16 protein-coding genes and 1 pseudogene are annotated in these 17,652 nt (G+C 44.5%); 15 read left to right on the top strand and 2 right to left on the bottom strand.

Annotation, left to right across the window (positions count from 1 at the left end):
• Positions 1-40 precede the first annotated feature (40 nt).
• The 10 genes and pseudogenes from M9196_RS02655 to M9196_RS02610 form a co-directional block, all read left to right on the top strand.
• Positions 41-436 (top strand): ATP synthase subunit I, encoded by a 396-nt coding sequence (locus M9196_RS02655; protein WP_250615982.1) that lies wholly within the window; start codon positions 41-43, stop codon positions 434-436.
• Positions 436-1,206, top strand: coding sequence for a F0F1 ATP synthase subunit A (atpB, locus tag M9196_RS02650; RefSeq protein WP_250615981.1), 771 nt, complete (start codon positions 436-438; stop codon positions 1,204-1,206). Before M9196_RS02655 ends, atpB begins: the two co-directional genes overlap by 1 nt.
• Before the next feature lie 115 nt (positions 1,207-1,321).
• Positions 1,322-1,558 carry a F0F1 ATP synthase subunit C gene (gene atpE, locus M9196_RS02645; protein ID WP_005306237.1) on the top strand — a complete coding sequence of 79 codons (237 nt, stop codon included), beginning with the start codon at positions 1,322-1,324 and terminating at the stop codon, positions 1,556-1,558.
• Positions 1,559-1,600: 42 nt separating this feature from the next.
• A complete protein-coding gene (locus tag M9196_RS02640) occupies positions 1,601-2,071 on the top strand; it encodes a F0F1 ATP synthase subunit B (protein ID WP_250615980.1) in 471 nt (156 codons plus the stop codon).
• A gap of 11 nt (positions 2,072-2,082) precedes the next feature.
• Entirely contained in the window at positions 2,083-2,625 is a 543-nt protein-coding gene (locus M9196_RS02635) for a F0F1 ATP synthase subunit delta (protein ID WP_250615979.1), read from the top strand.
• Between the two features lie 12 nt (positions 2,626-2,637).
• Positions 2,638-4,176: a F0F1 ATP synthase subunit alpha gene (atpA, locus tag M9196_RS02630; RefSeq protein WP_250615978.1), complete on the top strand. Its 1,539-nt coding sequence runs from the start codon at positions 2,638-2,640 to the stop codon at positions 4,174-4,176.
• A 26-nt stretch (positions 4,177-4,202) separates the two neighbouring features.
• A complete protein-coding gene (gene atpG / locus M9196_RS02625) occupies positions 4,203-5,057 on the top strand; it encodes a F0F1 ATP synthase subunit gamma (protein ID WP_250615977.1) in 855 nt (284 codons plus the stop codon).
• Between the two features lie 20 nt (positions 5,058-5,077).
• The gene (gene atpD, locus M9196_RS02620; RefSeq protein ID WP_250615976.1) at positions 5,078-6,463 is read left to right on the top strand and encodes a F0F1 ATP synthase subunit beta; all 1,386 of its coding nucleotides are present in this window, start codon (positions 5,078-5,080) and stop codon (positions 6,461-6,463) included.
• Positions 6,464-6,475: 12 nt separating this feature from the next.
• Positions 6,476-6,919 (top strand): F0F1 ATP synthase subunit epsilon, encoded by a 444-nt coding sequence (locus M9196_RS02615; protein WP_250615975.1) that lies wholly within the window; start codon positions 6,476-6,478, stop codon positions 6,917-6,919.
• A 593-nt stretch (positions 6,920-7,512) separates the two neighbouring features.
• Positions 7,513-9,843: pseudogene (locus tag M9196_RS02610) on the top strand (chitinase C-terminal domain-containing protein); the annotation flags it as partial.
• Between the two features lie 218 nt (positions 9,844-10,061).
• On the opposite strand, the gene glgC reads toward M9196_RS02610, so the two are convergent.
• On the bottom strand, positions 10,062-11,279 hold the full coding sequence (gene glgC, locus M9196_RS02605) for a glucose-1-phosphate adenylyltransferase (protein WP_250615973.1): 1,218 nt from the start codon (positions 11,277-11,279) through the stop codon (positions 10,062-10,064).
• Between the two features lie 312 nt (positions 11,280-11,591).
• Between glgC and M9196_RS02600 the strand changes: the two genes are divergently transcribed.
• From M9196_RS02600 to M9196_RS02580, 5 genes are all read left to right on the top strand, one after another.
• Entirely contained in the window at positions 11,592-12,341 is a 750-nt protein-coding gene (locus M9196_RS02600; RefSeq protein WP_250615972.1) for an outer membrane lipoprotein-sorting protein, read from the top strand.
• Positions 12,342-12,393: 52 nt separating this feature from the next.
• Positions 12,394-13,635 (top strand): ABC transporter permease, encoded by a 1,242-nt coding sequence (locus M9196_RS02595; protein WP_250615971.1) that lies wholly within the window; start codon positions 12,394-12,396, stop codon positions 13,633-13,635.
• Positions 13,625-14,860, top strand: coding sequence for an ABC transporter permease (locus M9196_RS02590; protein WP_250615970.1), 1,236 nt, complete (start codon positions 13,625-13,627; stop codon positions 14,858-14,860). Before M9196_RS02595 ends, M9196_RS02590 begins: the two co-directional genes overlap by 11 nt.
• Before the next feature lie 98 nt (positions 14,861-14,958).
• Positions 14,959-15,651: an ABC transporter ATP-binding protein gene (locus M9196_RS02585; protein ID WP_250615969.1), complete on the top strand. Its 693-nt coding sequence runs from the start codon at positions 14,959-14,961 to the stop codon at positions 15,649-15,651.
• Between the two features lie 84 nt (positions 15,652-15,735).
• Positions 15,736-16,938, top strand: coding sequence for a hypothetical protein (locus tag M9196_RS02580; RefSeq protein WP_250616268.1), 1,203 nt, complete (start codon positions 15,736-15,738; stop codon positions 16,936-16,938).
• 151 nt (positions 16,939-17,089) lie between these two features.
• On the opposite strand, the gene idi is transcribed toward M9196_RS02580, so the two are convergent.
• Positions 17,090-17,626, bottom strand: coding sequence for an isopentenyl-diphosphate Delta-isomerase (gene idi / locus M9196_RS02575; RefSeq protein WP_250615968.1), 537 nt, complete (start codon positions 17,624-17,626; stop codon positions 17,090-17,092).
• Positions 17,627-17,652 lie beyond the last annotated feature (26 nt).

Below are 17,652 nucleotides of genomic sequence, written 5' to 3'. Positions count from 1 at the left end.
TAATTTTATTTATCATGTTAAAAACCATTAAGGGTAAATTATGGAAGCTAATATGACTGGAGATGACATAATGTTAGCTGGAAAAAGGATATTATATAGCCAGTTGATAATCGGCTCGATATTCATTCTCTATGAGACATTCTTTAAAGATAAAATAAATCTAGAGTCAGCGTTAACTGGGATGGTTATCGCGATAGTACCGTCATTGATTGGAATGATTTTCGCTTCATTTAAAGCGAAATATAAACCAAAACAAAACCTGAACGATTTAATGCAGTTGAGTCGAAATATCAAGATCATATATACAATAGTGATGTTTGTTTTGACATTTCGATTCATGGCATTGAGAAATGTGACAGTATTAGCTGCTTATTGCATAACGGTGTTGGGGTTCTTTATTAGTCCTCTATTCAAAGATAAGCAGGAGAACTTTTAATGGAACATGTTCAATCAACACATGATTATATCGAACATCATTTAACCTTTTTGACCGTAGGTGAAGGATGGAGTGCGATCAATCTAGATTCGATGATTATGGTATGGTTGTTGGGTTTGACCTTTATCATAGGCTTTCGCTATGCCGTTTCTAAGGGAACGAGTGGTGTACCTAGTCGATTCCAATGTTTGGTAGAATTGGTGTTCGAGTTTGTTGAAGGGCTAGTAAAAGAAATCTTCCAAGCACAAGATAAGATTATTGGTCCCTTGGCCTTAACGATATTTGTTTGGGTGTTCTTAATGAATGCCATTGACCTTATACCAATCGACTTTATTCCTGCTTTTACGCGAGCAATTGGTGTGCCTCACTTTAGAGATTTGCCTTCTGCGGATGTGAATGTTGCTATGTCCATGGCATTAGGTGTGTTTATATTAGTATTAGGGTACTCATTCAAATACAAAGGAATAATAGGATTCTTTAAAGAATTAACAACGCAACCATTTTCTCATCCATTATTATATCCGGTTAACTTATTGCTCGAGTTAATAACCTTGATATCCAAGCCTATTTCCTTAGGGTTGAGATTGTTCGGTAATATGTATGCCGGTGAAATGATATTTCTACTAATTGCACTGATGCCATGGTGGATGCAATGGGCACTTAGCGTTCCTTGGGCTCTGTTCCATATACTGGTTGTTGTGTTGCAAGCGTTTGTTTTTATGGTCCTTACTATCGTATATATGGGTATGGCGGTTGAAGAGCATCATTAGTTTTCAGTTTAAGTTTAGTTTTAAGTTTAGTTTTAAGTTTAAGTTTAAGTTTAAGTTTTAATGTTTTGGCATTCTATTGCCACGTGTTTATTGTTTTTTATTGTTAGGAGTTGTTATGGATATTGTTAGTGCTGTTCTATACGTTGCAGGTGCACTATTAATCGGTCTTGGAGCTGCTGGTGCGGCAACAGGTATTGGTAACCTTGCGGGTAAATATCTAGAAGGTGTTGCTCGTCAGCCGGATCTTACTCCGATGTTGCGCACTCAGTTCTTTATTATGATGGGCCTAGTTGATGCGGTCCCAATGATCGGTGTTGGTATTGGCCTTTATATCATCTTCGCCGTTGCTTAATTCAGAGTCAGTATTTGAACTAATTAACTAGGTGAGGATGTTATGAACCTTAATGCAACTATGTTAGGTCAAGCAATCTCTTTCGTTATCTTTGTTTGGCTGTGTATGAAATATGTATGGCCACCATTGGTAATATTGCTTGATGAACGCAGAGAAGAAATAGCGGTAGGTCTTCGAAACACAGAAGCGGCAGCAAAAGAGTTGGAACTCTCAAAAGCGAACGGTGAATCTTTAATTGCGGAAGCAAGAGAAAAGGCCCAAGCCATTATTGATTTAGGTCAGCAACGTCAGAACTTACTGGTCGAGCAGGCTGCGGAAATGGCGAATCAGGAAAAGAATCGAATAATCGCTGAAGGTCGAGCTGAAGTAGAGAATGAAAAAACTCGCTTACGCCAAGAACTAAAAGCAGAGATGGCTGATTTGGTGATTGAAAGCGCAAGCAAGCTTATTCGTAAGAATCTTGACTCAAAAAGTAACCGTGAGCTTGTTGACCATATGATTAACGAAATATAGAGGTAGGTCTAATGAACGATTTTACTTCTATTGCTCAACCGTATTCCAAAGCAGCTTTTGACTTTGCCATACAAGAAGGATTGCTTGATGAGTGGGGACAAGCATTTGGCTTGCTAAAGCTTGTTGCTAATCAACCAGCAGTGATCGCAGTGATAAATGACCTTGAAGAGCAAGGCTCAGAGCAGGTGTTGTTGGACATGCTCCTAACCACTTGCGATGAGTGGCTGAGTCAATACGTGAAAAACTTTCTTAAAGTGATGGCAGAGAATAAGCGCCTGAAATTACTTGCGACTGTGATTACTGTGTTTTTTGAGCTCAAGGCTGAGCATGAAAAAACCATGGAAGTGACAGTCTACAGTGCAGAGGTTGTAGAGCCAACTCAGCTTGACGCGATGAAGCATGCTCTTGAGGCCAAATACGGTAAAGCGGTTCGAATCGCGCAAGAAATTGAGCCATCGCTAGTAGGCGGTGTTGTGATTAAAGCAGGTGAGCAGGTGTTAGATGGCAGTATTCACTCGTCTCTAAGCCGCCTCGCTATCAACCTACATACGTAGTAGGGGAAAAATATGCAATTAAATTCAAATGAAATTAGTGAACTGATCAGAGAGCGTATTGCCAATTTTGATATGGCAAGTGAAGCGAGAAATGAAGGCACTATCATTTCTGTCAGTGACGGTATTATTACCATTCACGGACTTGCCGATGCAATGCAAGGTGAAATGATCGAGCTTCCAGACAATCGCTACGCATTGGCACTTAACCTAGAACGTCACTCTGTTGGTGCCGTGGTAATGGGTCCTTATGCCGATTTGTGTGAAGGGATGAAGGTTCGAGGTACCGGCCGTATTTTAGAGGTACCGGTAGGCCCTGCGTTACTTGGTCGTGTTGTTAACACGTTAGGGCAACCGATTGATGGTAAAGGTGATATTAAGGCTGAGCGTCATGATCCTATCGAGGTGATAGCGCCGGGTGTTATCGAGCGTAAATCCGTGGATCAACCGATTCAGACCGGGTACAAGGCCGTTGATGCCATGGTACCTATTGGTCGTGGACAACGTGAACTGATTATCGGTGACCGTCAAACCGGTAAAACCGCCATGGCAATCGATGCCATCATCAACCAACGCTCGACAGGCGTGAAATGTATCTATGTAGCGATTGGGCAAAAAGCCTCCACCATCTCTAACGTGGTTCGTAAACTGGAAGAGCATAACGCGCTAGAAAACACCATTGTGGTTGTCGCGTCGGCGTCGGAGTCGGCCGCGCTGCAATACCTTTCCCCTTACTCTGGGTGCACGATGGGCGAGTATTTTCGTGACCGTGGTGAAGACGCATTGATTATCTATGATGATCTTTCTAAACAAGCGGTGGCGTACCGTCAGATATCATTGCTGCTAAAGCGCCCACCGGGTCGAGAAGCTTTCCCTGGCGATGTGTTCTACCTTCACTCACGTCTATTAGAACGAGCAGCGCGAGTCAATCAAAGCTATGTCGAGCACTTTACTAATGGTGAAGTCAAAGGCAAAACCGGTTCACTGACTGCATTACCTATTATTGAAACCCAAGCAGGGGATGTGTCTGCGTTTGTTCCTACCAATGTAATTTCAATTACAGATGGTCAAATATTCTTGCAAACTCAGTTGTTTAACTCAGGGTTACGACCTGCGGTTGACCCAGGTATCTCGGTATCTCGAGTCGGTGGTGCTGCGCAAACCAAGATCATTAAGAAGCTATCTGGTGGTATTCGTACTGCATTGGCTCAATACCGAGAGTTAGCTGCGTTTGCGCAATTCTCATCAGATCTTGATGAAACAACACGCAAGCAGCTTAATCATGGTGAAAAAGTCACTGAGCTGATGAAACAAAAGCAATACGCACCTATGTCCGTTGCTGAGCAATCATTGGTTATTTTTGCTGCAGAGCAGGGCTACCTAGAAGACGTAACCATTAAGAAGGTTGCAGAGTTTGAAGAAGGGCTGATTGCCTTCGCTAAACAAACGGCACCGAAACTTATTGAAGAGATAGATCGTAGTGGTGATTACAACAAGGACATCGAGACTCAACTTCGACATGTTCTTGAAGAATTCTCGTCGCTGCAATCGTAATTCCATCAACGAAGTAGGAGTCAGCAATGGCAAATACCAAAGAGATACGCACCAAGATCTTGAGTATACAAAGTACTCAGAAGATCACCAGTGCGATGGAAATGGTGGCAGCAAGCAAAATGCGTAAGGTTCAGGACAATATGGAAGCGTCACGACCTTATGCACAGAACATGAGAAAAGTGATCAGTCATGTGTCATCGGGCACCTTGGAATACAGTCACCCGTATTTACAAGAAAGAGACGTAAAACGCGTGGCGTACATCATTATTTCTTCTGACCGTGGTCTTTGTGGCGGGCTTAATACAAATTTATTTCGCAAAGTATTAGGTGAAATGCAGCAATGGCGAACACAAGGCGTTGAGGTGGACACGACTCTGATTGGCTCGAAAGCCATTAGCTTTTTTCAAGCTTCTGGTCATGTCATTGCGCAAACCTCTGGGCTTGGTGATCACCCACAACTGAAAGATATGCTCGGTACCGTGCACGCCATGATGGAGCATTATTCCGAAGGGCAGATAGACCGACTATATCTCGTCTATAGCCAGTTTGTTAATACCATGACGCAGCAACCTACGGTGACGCAACTTCTGCCGTTCCCAATGGAGCAAGAGAAAACAGAGACGCGCTGGGATTACATCTATGAACAAGCGCCACGAGACATACTGGATCACTTGATGCTTCGTTATGTTGAGTCATTAGTTTATCAAGGAGTGGTCGAGAGTATCGCTTGTGAGCAGGCCGCGCGGATGATTGCGATGAGGTCGGCGTCAGATAACGCCGTGCAACTTATCGATGATCTGCAACTGGTCTTTAACAAAGCGCGCCAGGCAGCTATCACACAAGAGCTCAGCGAGATTACCGCTGGCGCCCAAGCGGTATAACAGAATTTAGAGGTTTGATTATGAGTATTGGCAAAATTGTCAAAGTTATCGGCGCGGTCGTTGATGTAGAGTTTGAACAAAACCACAGCCCGCGAGTTTACGACGCACTGAGGTTGATTGGTGAAGAACATTCATCTTTGGTGTTAGAGGTACAACAGCAAATGGGAGGGGGCGTCGTTCGTTGTATCGCCATGGGAACGTCGGATGGACTGAAACGTGGACTTAACGTTGAAACGACGGGCAGTGCTATTACCGTTCCTGTAGGTGAGGAAACCCTTGGGCGGATTATGAACGTTCTAGGTGAGCCCATCGACGAATGCGGTCCTATTGGTGAAAAACAGAATTATGAGATCCACCGTAGTGCGCCAAGCTATGAAGAACAAGCGAACAGTAATGAGTTACTAGAAACCGGCGTTAAGGTGATCGACCTAATTTGTCCTTTTGCTAAGGGCGGTAAGATCGGTCTCTTTGGTGGCGCGGGGGTAGGCAAAACAGTCAACATGATGGAGCTTATTAATAATATCGCGAAGGCGCACTCCGGGCTGTCTGTTTTTACAGGCGTAGGCGAACGTACTCGTGAGGGAAACGACTTTTATTATGAAATGAAAGATGCGGGCGTTCTCGATAAAGTGGCCATGGTCTACGGGCAAATGAATGAGCCCCCTGGTAACCGACTTCGTGTTGCGTTAACGGGTTTAACAATGGCAGAGCGCTTTCGTGATGAAGGTCGTGACGTGCTGCTGTTCATTGATAATATCTACCGCTATACACTGGCCGGAACGGAAGTGTCAGCCTTGCTTGGACGCATGCCTTCAGCCGTAGGTTATCAACCGACACTAGCCGAAGAAATGGGCGTACTTCAAGAGCGAATTACGTCTACAAAATCGGGTTCGATTACGTCTATTCAAGCGGTTTATGTGCCTGCTGATGATCTAACCGATCCGTCACCTGCGACGACGTTTGCTCACTTGGATGCCACTGTTGTGTTGTCTCGTAACATCGCTGCATTGGGTTTGTATCCAGCGATCGATCCGTTGGACTCTACGTCTCGCCAACTTGACCCGCTCGTTGTTGGTCACGAACATTATGACATTGCCCAGTCAGTACAGAAAACGTTACAACGTTACAAAGAGCTTAAAGACATCATTGCGATCTTGGGAATGGACGAGTTGTCTGAAGAGGATAAACGTTTGGTGTCTCGTGCTCGTAAAGTAGAGCGTTTCTTGACACAACCGTATCACGTGGCAGAGGTGTTTACTGGTCAACCTGGTGTCTTTGTACCGTTAAAAGATACCTTAGCCGGATTCAAAGGTCTCTTAAATGGTCAATATGACGACATCCCAGAACAAGCATTTATGTATTGCGGTTCTATTGATGAAGTCTTAGAAAAAGCGAAGACGCTTTAGTGAGGTAGCACGATGGCAATTGGAGTTTCGCAACGAACCTTCCAGCTTAATGTCGTGAGCGCTGAAGGCACGTTATATTCAGGCCCCGCTCATGCTATTGCTGTGACGGGTGAAGATGGTGAGTTAGGTATCCGTCCGGGACACTCGCCGCTCATCAGCAAGATCAAACCCGGAGTGGCTAGGATATTGGGGGACATTAAAGAATCAGAGACGATTTTATACGTGTCAGGTGGATTGATTGAGGTTCAGCCCGATGTGGTGACGGTCCTTGCAGATACAGCTCTACATGGTAAAGAAATCGATAAGGCGAGGGCAGAGACCGCAAGGCGAGCTGCAGAAGAGAATATCAATAAGTACACGGATGATATTAATTTTGCGCAAGCCCAACTTGAATTAGCAAAAGCAATAGCTCAGCTAAGAGCGGTTGAACTGACGATGCAGCAGCGACGTCGTTAATTGGTAACGACTACTGCTATTTCGCCGTGGCGGCCGTTAAGCTATAGCACTAATGGTAGCTGAGAAGAATAAAGGCCTTGTGCCTTCCTCGGAGAGTGAAGGCAGAAGGTCTTTTTTGATTTTATTACGTGAGTTACTGTGGTTTAAGGGCTAACGATTAAGAATGCTGCGATTTATTCTGACGCGGTCTCAATATGGAGTGTCGAGATAAAAGGTAGATAAAGAAGAAAAGCAGCACATTGTGCGCTAGAAGTAATACGTTCTCGATGCAAAATAAGTGATGTCTAATTGCATTGAAGTGGCATTTTATTGCGAGTCATTCTTGTTATTTAGTCAATAAAAATATCAGTAAGGTTAAAAAAGAGACACTTTATTTTCTCTAGAGCTAAAGTGATGTTGTGATGTAAAGGGCATGTTACCAGGTTGTTTCCTGTTTTTTGTTAGCAAACTGCCAATAACATCAGCATGACCAACTACTTATGGAGAAAATATAAATGGAATTCACTAATAGTCTTCAACGTACTAGAAAGTGGGGCAAAGTCAGCATTTTAGCGGCTATCTGCTCTACTTCTTTCCACATTCAAGCGAATTCGGTACCGGTTGTTCACTCAGAATGTCGCCCAGACGGGCTTTACAAAACGACGGACATCGATGTGCCATATTGTACGGCTTATGATACTGAAGGGCGCGAAATTATGGGTGCGGATCACCCTAGACGTGTGATCGGTTATTTTACTAGCTGGCGCTCAGGTGATGATCCTCAATCATCCTATTTAGTGAATGATATTCCTTGGGAGCAATTGACTCATATTAACTACGCATTTGTTAGCATTGGCTCCGACGGTAAAGTGAATGTGGGTGATGTGAATGATCCTAATAATGTGGCAGTAAATAAAGAGTGGCCCGAGGTAGACGTTGATCCAACGTTAGGCTTTAAAGGTCACTTTGGTGCGTTAGCAACCGCGAAGAAGAAGCATGGCGTAAAAACCCTTATTTCCATTGGTGGCTGGGCGGAGACCGGTGGTCACTTTGCTACTGACGGTAGCCGAGTTGCTGATGGTGGTTTCTATACGATGACGACTAACGCAGATGGTTCGATTAACCAACAGGGTATCGAAACGTTTGCCACTTCCGCGGTAGAAATGATGCGTACCTACCAGTTTGATGGGCTAGACATTGATTATGAATATCCAACGTCGATGGCTGGAGCTGGCAATCCGGACGATGTCGCCTTTTCGGAATCAAGACGCGCCTACCTAATGAATTCTTATCATGTTTTGATGAAAGTACTACGTGAAAAATTGGATGCAGCCAGTGCGCAAGATGGTATCCATTATATGTTGACGATTGCGGCGCCATCTTCTGGCTACTTGCTCAGAGGAATGGAAACGATGTCGGTAACCAAGTATTTGGATTACGTCAACATCATGTCTTACGACTTGCATGGCGCGTGGAATGATCACGTCGGTCATAATGCAGCCTTGTATGATACGGGAAATGACTCTGAATTGGCACAATGGAATGTCTATGGAACCGCAGCGTATGGGGGGATTGGCTACCTTAACACTGACTGGGCTTATCATTATTTCCGTGGCTCAATGCCTGCCGGGCGGATTAATATTGGTGTGCCGTACTATACGCGTGGATGGCAAAATGTAACGGGTGGAACAAATGGGCTGTGGGGTCGAGCGCCCTTACCCAATCAAGCAGAATGTGCAGCGGGTACCGGTGAAGGTGAAAAGAACAATTGTGGCTATGGTGCCTTAGGCATCGATAATATGTGGCATGACAAAGATGCTAACGGTGAAGAAATGGGCGCAGGCTCAAACCCAATGTGGCATGCAAAGAACTTAGAAAAAGGCATTATGGGCTCCTATGCCGCAGCTTATGGGCTTGATCCTGTTAATGACCCTGCCGATGGTTTATTTGGAAAGTATACTCGCCATTATGACAGTGTCGCTGTTGCGCCATGGTTATGGAACGCCGATAAAAATGTCTTCCTCTCAACAGAAGATGTTGATTCAATTAATGCAAAAGCTAACTACGTTATCGATAAAGAGATCGGCGGCATCATGTTTTGGGAACTGGCAGGGGACTACAATTGCTACACTTTTGACGCCAATGGCAATCGTGGTGCGATTGACTTGAGTGAGCAAGCCTGCGCAACGGGTAACGGCGAATATCACATGGGTAATAGCATGACCAAAGCCATGTACGATAAATTCTTAAGTGCTACTCCATACGGAAATACCGTTGCAACAGGGGCAATTCCAACCGAAGCGGTGGATATCTCAGTCGCGATTGGTGGCTTTAAAGTCGGGGACCAAAACTACCCTATCAACCCCAAAATCACCTTTACCAATAATACTGGCAGTGATATTCCAGGTGGGACAGAGTTTCAGTTCGACATCCCAGTTTCTGCTCCAGATAATGCCAAAGATCAATCGGGTGGTGGCTTGAAGGTTATTGCTTCTGGGCATACACGCGCCAATAACATTGGCGGATTAGATGGTCCAATGCATCGCGTAGCCTTTACGTTGCCAAATTGGAAAAACTTACCAGCCGGAGCCACTTACGAATTAGACATGGTGTATTACTTGCCGATTTCAGGACCGGCGAATTACACGGTCAATGTAAATGGCGTGGACTATGCTTTCGCATTCGAACAACCAGATTTACCGGTCGGTGATTTGACGACAGGTGGTGGTAATAACGGCGGTGATAATGGTGGAACGCCGGGTACGTGCAGTTCAACGGGCGTTAACGCTTACCCTAACTTCCCGCAAACCGATTGGCAAGGCAACCCAAGTCATGCCAGCGGTGGAGACCAGATGAGTCACAATGGAGTGGTGTATAAAGCAAAATGGTGGACCAATTCTATACCAGGTAGTGATGGTAGCTGGGAAGAAGTGTGTACGTTGTAATAATCGAACTGTGCACGGCGTGATGAGTGCGAGTCATTCACTGAATCGTTACATCATGTAAAAAGCGAGAACGAATAAGCCCGCCTGACCATACTAGTCTGGCGGGCTTTGCATTAGGCAATCTTTTTTGATGTGTAAATTGTACTTGTTAAATTGCTATGGCTTTACTTGCTGCTAGCTAAATAGCTAAATAGCTAAATAGCTAAATAGCCAGCTAGTTAGCTAAATTGATACCCTTCTGAAACGACCACAATGCCTTTATCTGAAATAGTAAACCTGGCCTGATCTTCCGCAGGGTTTAATCCAATGACAGTGCCATCTGGGATCTGAACATGCTTGTCAATTATACAGCCTTGAAGTTGGCACTGCTCACCAACGGTGACACCATCAAACAAAATACTATCGGCAACGGTAGCACCATCATTAATTCTAACGTTTGACGACAAAACTGAACGGTGTACTGACCCACCTGAATTCACCACCCCGTTTGAAATAATCGAATTAATGAAAATACCTTCGTTTCCCGTCGCGGAAGAGACGGTTCGAGCAGGAGGGAGTTGTGGCTCATATGTTCGAATTCCCCAATCATTTTGGTACAGATTCATGGGGGGAACAGGCTCAAGTAGATCCATGTTTGCTTCATAAAACGAGTCGATTGTACCAACATCTCGCCAATAGCAGTCCTTGGCCACTCGACCGGTTTCTTCACCAAAGTGGTAGGCGAAGACTCCTGAACTATCAATCAGCTTAGGTATCAGGTCATGACCAAAATCGTGACTAGAGGACTCTATTTCAGCATCTTGGTTGAGTGCATCTTGCAGAGCTTTCATGGTAAAAACATAAATCCCCATTGAGACTAGAGACTTTGATGGGTCATTAACCATTGAGGCGGGATCAGTCGGTTTTTCTTTAAAATTAACCACTTGTTGTTTGTCATTGGTCTCGATCACCCCAAAAGCGGAAGCTTCGTCTCGTGGTACATCCATACAAGCGATGGTCAACTCTGCGCCTGTTTTTTTATGAGCGTCAATCATCGCTGCATAATCCATGCGGTAGATATGATCACCAGATAGCACCACGACATGTTCAGCTTCGCTGCGCGAGAGTAACCACATGTTGTGATAGATCGCATCAGCAGTCCCTTCATACCATTTACCGCCTTTACGCATTTGCGGAGGTACGACAGTAATGAATTCTTTCAGCTCAGGATTGAATATCGACCAACCATCTCGAATGTGTTTATGAAGAGAGTGTGACTTATATTGAGTCAGTACCAATATCTGTCTTAGTCCTGAATGGAGACAATTGGTCAGGGTGAAATCAATAATTCGATATTTTCCGCCGAATGGCACTGCTGGTTTTGCGCGGTCATCGGTAAGGGGACTAAGGCGAGACCCCATACCCCCTGCGAGTACGATCGTGAGAATATCTTGCATGTTGACTCTCCTGTTTGGTGCACGAGTGATTGAATACAGGGTTAACCTTACAAGAATCAAGCCAATAAGTAAGTACTTGAATGTTGGTTGATATTCATGTTTTTTTTCATGCTTTGCACCATTTTAAATCGACGTGTAAAACGTGCGCACTCATGTGGTGCAGTTGTCATTGCAAAATCAAGGCAAGATAATATTTGGTGTTATTACAAAGAGGTAGTGGCTACGATCACAGCTATGACCATCTGAAATTGTTATAGTTTACGTAATGTTGATGCGACGACTATTTTGACAACTATACAGAGGTAAGTGTCGATGAGATTGATGGCTCATATTCTATTTTTGGCTTTGTACTTACCCAGTACTGCGCTATTGGCTCAAACCCCGACTGAAATAATTGAGCAATCTGATCAATCCATGCGTGGTGACGCCAGTTACTCAGAGCTGACGATGAGGATCATTCGTCCAGAGTGGACTCGTAGTATGAGCATGAAGAGTTGGACAAAAAACCAAACGTTGTCATTAGTGTTAGTGACGGCACCTGCTAAGGATAAGGGGTCAGCCTCACTAAAGCGTGATCGCGAAATGTGGAACTGGATTCCAAATATCGAGCGAGTCATTAAGATTGCTCCTTCGATGTTGGGGCAATCTTGGATGGGGTCGGATTTTACCAATGACGACCTCATCAACCAGTCGTCAATTGTGGTGGACTATACCCATGACCTAGTGGGTGAAGAAACGTTCGACGGTGTGGATACGTGGGTGATTGATGCGGTTGCTAAGCCTGATGCACCTGTTGTCTGGAGTAAAGTAAGGCTCTGGATCTCAAAAACGTCTTATTTACAGCGTAAAGCTGAATTTTATGATGATTTTGATGAAAAAGTCAGCACGATGCAGAGTTTTGACGTTAAGACGTTAGGGAATCGAATGGTGGCGACGCGTATGGAAATGGTACCAGCGGATAAGCCAGGCCATAAGACAGAGATGATTACCCATGCTGCGCAATTTGATTTTGCTATTGAAGATAGCTTCTTCTCACAAAGCCAAATGAAAACACTAAGATAACCTGGCGCCACTCTGATAGCGGGTGATATTCAACAGTAACAAAGGGGACTCAATGCTGGTTAAGCTTGCATGGCGTAATTTGTGGCGACAAAAAAGAAGGACGATATTGACGGCGTCTGCACTGGCGTTGGCACTTTGTTTGTCGTTGCTCACACGAAGCTTTCAGGAAGGGAGCTATAACGCCAATATCGATAACGCGGCACGTTTTTATACTGGGTTGATTCAGTTACAAGATCCTGATTATGCAGACAATGCGAGCATTGATGACTTGTTATCCGGTAATCTAGACGATTTTAAATACCTGAAATCTGAGGCATCAATTGAATATATATTACCTAGGCTAGAAAGTGTCGCATTGGCAGCGGCGGGTGATCGTTCCAAAGGGGTGATGGTACTGGGGGTCAACCCTGAGCTCGAAGATCGTTACTCCGGCATTAGTGAGAAGGTTTCTCAAGGGCGTTTTATCCTTGATAGTGAATTCGAGAAAGGAAGCGGTGTCCTTATCGGGGAAGGACTGGCCAAGTATCTACGATTAGAGGTTGGTGACGAGATAATATTGTATGGGCAAGGCTACCAAGGGCAGACAGCTTCGGGTCTTTACACTGTAAATGGCTTGCTCAAATTCCCGGTAATGAGCTTAGATAATCAACTTGTTTATATGCCAATACGCGAGGCGCAGCGATTATACAGTACCGGAAATCAGCTGACATCTTGGGTTTTACACACACAAACGCTTAACGATGTTGGAACAGTAGAGGCTTCATTAGCGGCTCACTTTGGTGATGCGATTCGAGTGAGGGATTGGAAGGATCTTTCTCCCGAAATGGCGCAGCAAATAGAGATGGATCGAGCTGGTGGTATTTTTCTCATTTACTTACTGTATGGGATTGTTGGTTTTGGATTGTTTGCGACGATCATGATGATGACACTTGAGCGCCAACGAGAATTCGGCGTGATGCTGGCCGCTGGTATGAGCCGAGGAAAGCTGGTGTCTTTATTATTTATGGAATCGAGTTTTATTTGTATTTTGGGGATCGCTCTTGGTATTACACTTGCCATGCCTATTCTTGGCTATTTCCATTTTAATCCTATCCATATAACAGGCGAAGCCGCTAAGGTTATGCTAGAAGCTGGATTTGAGCCGATTCTTCCCGTCTATCTTAGTTTAGCTCTATTTATAAATCAGGCGCTTGCGATCACACTCATGTTACTCATATGCCTATTAGGTCCGACTTGGAAAGTGCTACGCCTGAATCTGGTTGGTGCATTAAAAGGAGGTGGTCATGATCATTAAACTGGCGTGGCGAAACCTTTGGAGGAACAAACTACGAACCAGCATTATGCTTGGGGCGATGGTGTTTGGTTTGACTGGCGTTGTTACCATGGTGGGCTTTATGAATGGGCTTGTTGATAACATGGTACATAATGCTATTGCTTGGCAAACCAGTCATTTGCAGATTCAGAATAAGCAGTTTAAGGAAAATGCGGACATCAATGCGTATGTTTTCGATTCTCAAGCGATCGCAGAACAGTTAGATAATCAGCCCGACGTGTTGAAATGGAGCTCCCGGTTTCTAGTTGATGGCATGATGGCATCTGCTCGCAGTACTCGTGGCGTGAGAATTGTTGGCGTGGATCACGAGATAGAGGCAGACTTTACTCCGCTGTCTCAACATATTACTGATGGGTCGTGGTTTGATGGGACAGGACGACATCCTATCCTAGTCTCAGAGAAAAATGCGGAGCGATTAAAACTACGAGTGGGATCTAAAGTCGTTTTAACGTTGACGGATCAAGGTGGTGAAGTCACGGGCGCCGCTTTTCGTGTTAAAGGCATTTTCAACACCCCCTCAACCAGCTACGACGAAGGTAATGTTTTAGTACAAAAGTCGGATATTCAATCCATAGTTCATCTTCCAGAAGTTCATGAGTTTGCTATTCTAGCCGCCGCTGAAATTGGCGCAGAGAGTCGACAATCTATTATGACACTCGTTTCCAAAATCAACGCGTATTTACCCCCAGAAAATGAAGCGCGAGCATGGTTTGATATACAGCCATTACTGGCATCAATGATGGCAACGATGGACGTGAGTAATCAAGTGATGCTGGCCGTGTTCGTGGTTGCGATGGGGTTTGGCATTATTAATATTATGCTGATGTCTGTGTTTGAGCGCACTCAAGAATTTGGTGTGCTGATGGCCGTAGGTATGCCTAAGTTTAAGATCTTTTTACTTATCATGTTTGAGACATTATTTTTGGGTTGCGTCGGAGCGGTACTGGGTGTGCTTAGTAGTGTATCCGTTATTGGCGTACTGAACTTCACGGGAATATCCCTTGGCTCACATTCAGACGGTCTTGGCGTGTATGGTGTGGACACTGTTTTGTATCCACAAGTCAGCGTAGACCAGTACATTATGGTTTTTATTATGGTTCTATTCGCATCTAGTGTTTCAGCGCTGTATCCAGCACGGCAAATATTAAAGCAGCGCCCCGTAGAAGCCATGGCCGAGAGGAATTAATGATGAGAATCCTTAAGGGGCAATTGGAATTCCGGCGTGTGACTTTTCAACGTATGGGGCTAAATACCATGATTAATCGAGCAACGGGTATGTAATTTATGACAATATCAATGAGCGCGTTGACCAAAACCTATAATGCGGACAGTGAATTTCCAGTTCATGCCGTGCAAGGGTTATCTCTAACGATTGAACAAGGTGAATTTGTCGCGATTATGGGGCCTTCAGGGTCTGGTAAAACGACCATACTTAACATGATAGGCGGCATTGATGAGCCGACGTCAGGCCAGATTATCATTGATGGGCAAGATATCGTTGGGTTATCTGAGAAACAACGTATTGTATTTCGACGTGATCATATTGGTTTCATTTTTCAAGACTACAGTTTGTTACCGGTATTGACGGCGATGGAAAATGTAGAATTTGTTATGCAATTACAAGGCGTAGAGGAAGCGAAGTGTCGCCAACGCGCGAATGAATTATTGGATCAAGTCGGGTTATCGAATCAAAAGCATAAACGTCCAGCGAAAATGTCGGGTGGGCAGCAGCAACGAGTCGCTGTTGCGAGAGCGCTCGCGTCTAAGCCACGATTTGTGATGGCAGATGAACCCACCGCAAATTTAGATGCAAAAAGCACAAGTGAGCTGTTAGACATTATGCAAAAACTGAATGAAGGAGAGGGGACCACATTCATCTTTTCTACTCATGACCCTCGCGTTATTAAAAGAGCGAAACGAGTGATTGTTTTTGAAGACGGGCAGTTAGTATCAGACATTTTGCAACGTGGTCAATAATCGCATGTTGTTAATCGTCAGCTCAATCATCAATTTACCCATCTATCGATATCGTGCGGTACAAGCAGGCGCAACGACCCAATGATGCTGAAGAAATTAGTCGCGAGCCTATTTATTGTCGGTGCTGCGTGCTACATGATAAAAGTCAAAGCTGAGATCCCAGGGTTGGTTCCAGAGAGTAATTGGGACCTTGGCGGATACGTTAAATATATGGCGACCGGTTCGGTGCCCGATCATAGTGATAACGCATTGGATCACTTAGTCCATCAACGCTTCAACTACGAATATCGTTTTACTTCATCATTTCGTTTTAACGCAGGAATGCGTAATCGAGTCCTAATGGGGGATAGTTTGTCGTTACCCTATTACTCGCAAGTGACGGAGTGGGATGCGGGGTATTTTGATCTATCACGCAATATTGTTGATAACGATAAGGTCATCGTAAATAGTCAATTTGACCGTTTGTATTTGGACTGGCAAGGAGAGAAATGGCGCTCTCGTGTTGGGCGTTATCGTGTTAATTGGGCGATGAATACGATATGGAACCCTAATGATATCTATAACGCGTACTCTATCTATGATTTTGACTATGAGGAAAGACCAGGGACTGACGCAATTTCTATTAGCCGTCAGTTAGGCTTTGCCAGTAGTGTCGATGTGGTGTACAGCCCAAGCAAAGACAGTAATTTACAGCGTTATTCCGCCCGTTATCTCTTTAACTATCACGGTTGGGATATGCAAACGTTGTTAGGACGTTCGGGGGTGGACAATGTGCTCGGGGCGGGTTTTGCTGGGGACATCAAAGGTGCGGGCATTCGCGGCGAGTTGACTTGGTTTGATCCTTGGTTGAAGGACTATCAAGGGCAAACGTACCAGCAAACCCCAATTTACCAGCAAACGATTGTGTCTAGTATCGAAACGGACTACAGCTTTGGCGGTCAGCGTAATTGGATTGCTCGGGCTTCTGTTCTATACATTAGTGAGCCTCAACAAGCGTTTGATGCGGCGACGTATTTAACCTTACCATTGACGGCAAGAACACTTAGTTTTACTCGCTATACAGGGTATGCTGATGTGAGTTTTGAACTGTCACCACTGAGTCAGTTCAGGGCATCAGCAAGTTACTACCAAGATGGATCGTATTTTATTGGTGTGTCTAACCGCTATTCATTAGCCGATGACTGGCAATTGCTCGCGGTCGTGCAGAGATTTGATGGTAGTGCAGAGAGCTTGTTTGGAGAAACGCCCTCTACACTGCTATTTGCCAATATAAAATGGTCATTTTAAAAGGTCATCGTATACCGTTATCCCAGCATACTAAGTTTAATTGCTCTTTTATTAACAAGCGACTTACTGAGCTGCTCAGCGGCCTAAGTCCCTTGCTACTTAGTTATTTAGCTATCTAGCTACTTACTTAGCTACTTAGCTACTTAGCTACTTAGCTATGAATATGCTGTTTCACTTTGTTATAAACAAGTGTAAACCAAGCGGTAAATTCATCGCGATGAGTGAGTAATCTTGCGTCGAGTTCGCCTTCTTTCCACCACTTGCAGTCACTGGCTTCATCGGGGTTTAACTCAGTACTTACCTCATCAATATTGGCAATCACCACATAGTCGAGCTCATTTTCTGTTAGGCCATTAGAGAACTTTGCACAGTAGCTAATGTGGCCTATCTCTTCAAGATCAAGCGTATCTTCAATGCCCATCTCTTCATAAAGACGTCGAGATGACCCTTGTGTGATTTTTTCGTCCGGACGCGGGTGAGAGCAGCAGGTATTGGTCCAAAGACCACCGCTGTGGTATTTGTTTAGCGCCCGTTTTTGCAGAAAATATTCAAATCCATCATTGGTCTTACGATAAAGCAACACTGAAAATGCTAAATGCCTTAGACCTAATCGGTGCGCGTTTAACTTTTCTTCTACACCAATTTGATTGCCTAATCGATCTACAATGATCACTACATCGTCATACATATCGTTTGCCTTATCGCTTTATATAA

Source organism: Vibrio methylphosphonaticus, from assembly GCF_023634655.1.
Taxonomy (GTDB): Bacteria; Pseudomonadota; Gammaproteobacteria; order Enterobacterales; family Vibrionaceae; genus Vibrio; species Vibrio methylphosphonaticus.
Note: the sequence above shows the minus strand (reverse complement) of the source record. Positions and strands in the feature narration are given on the sequence as shown.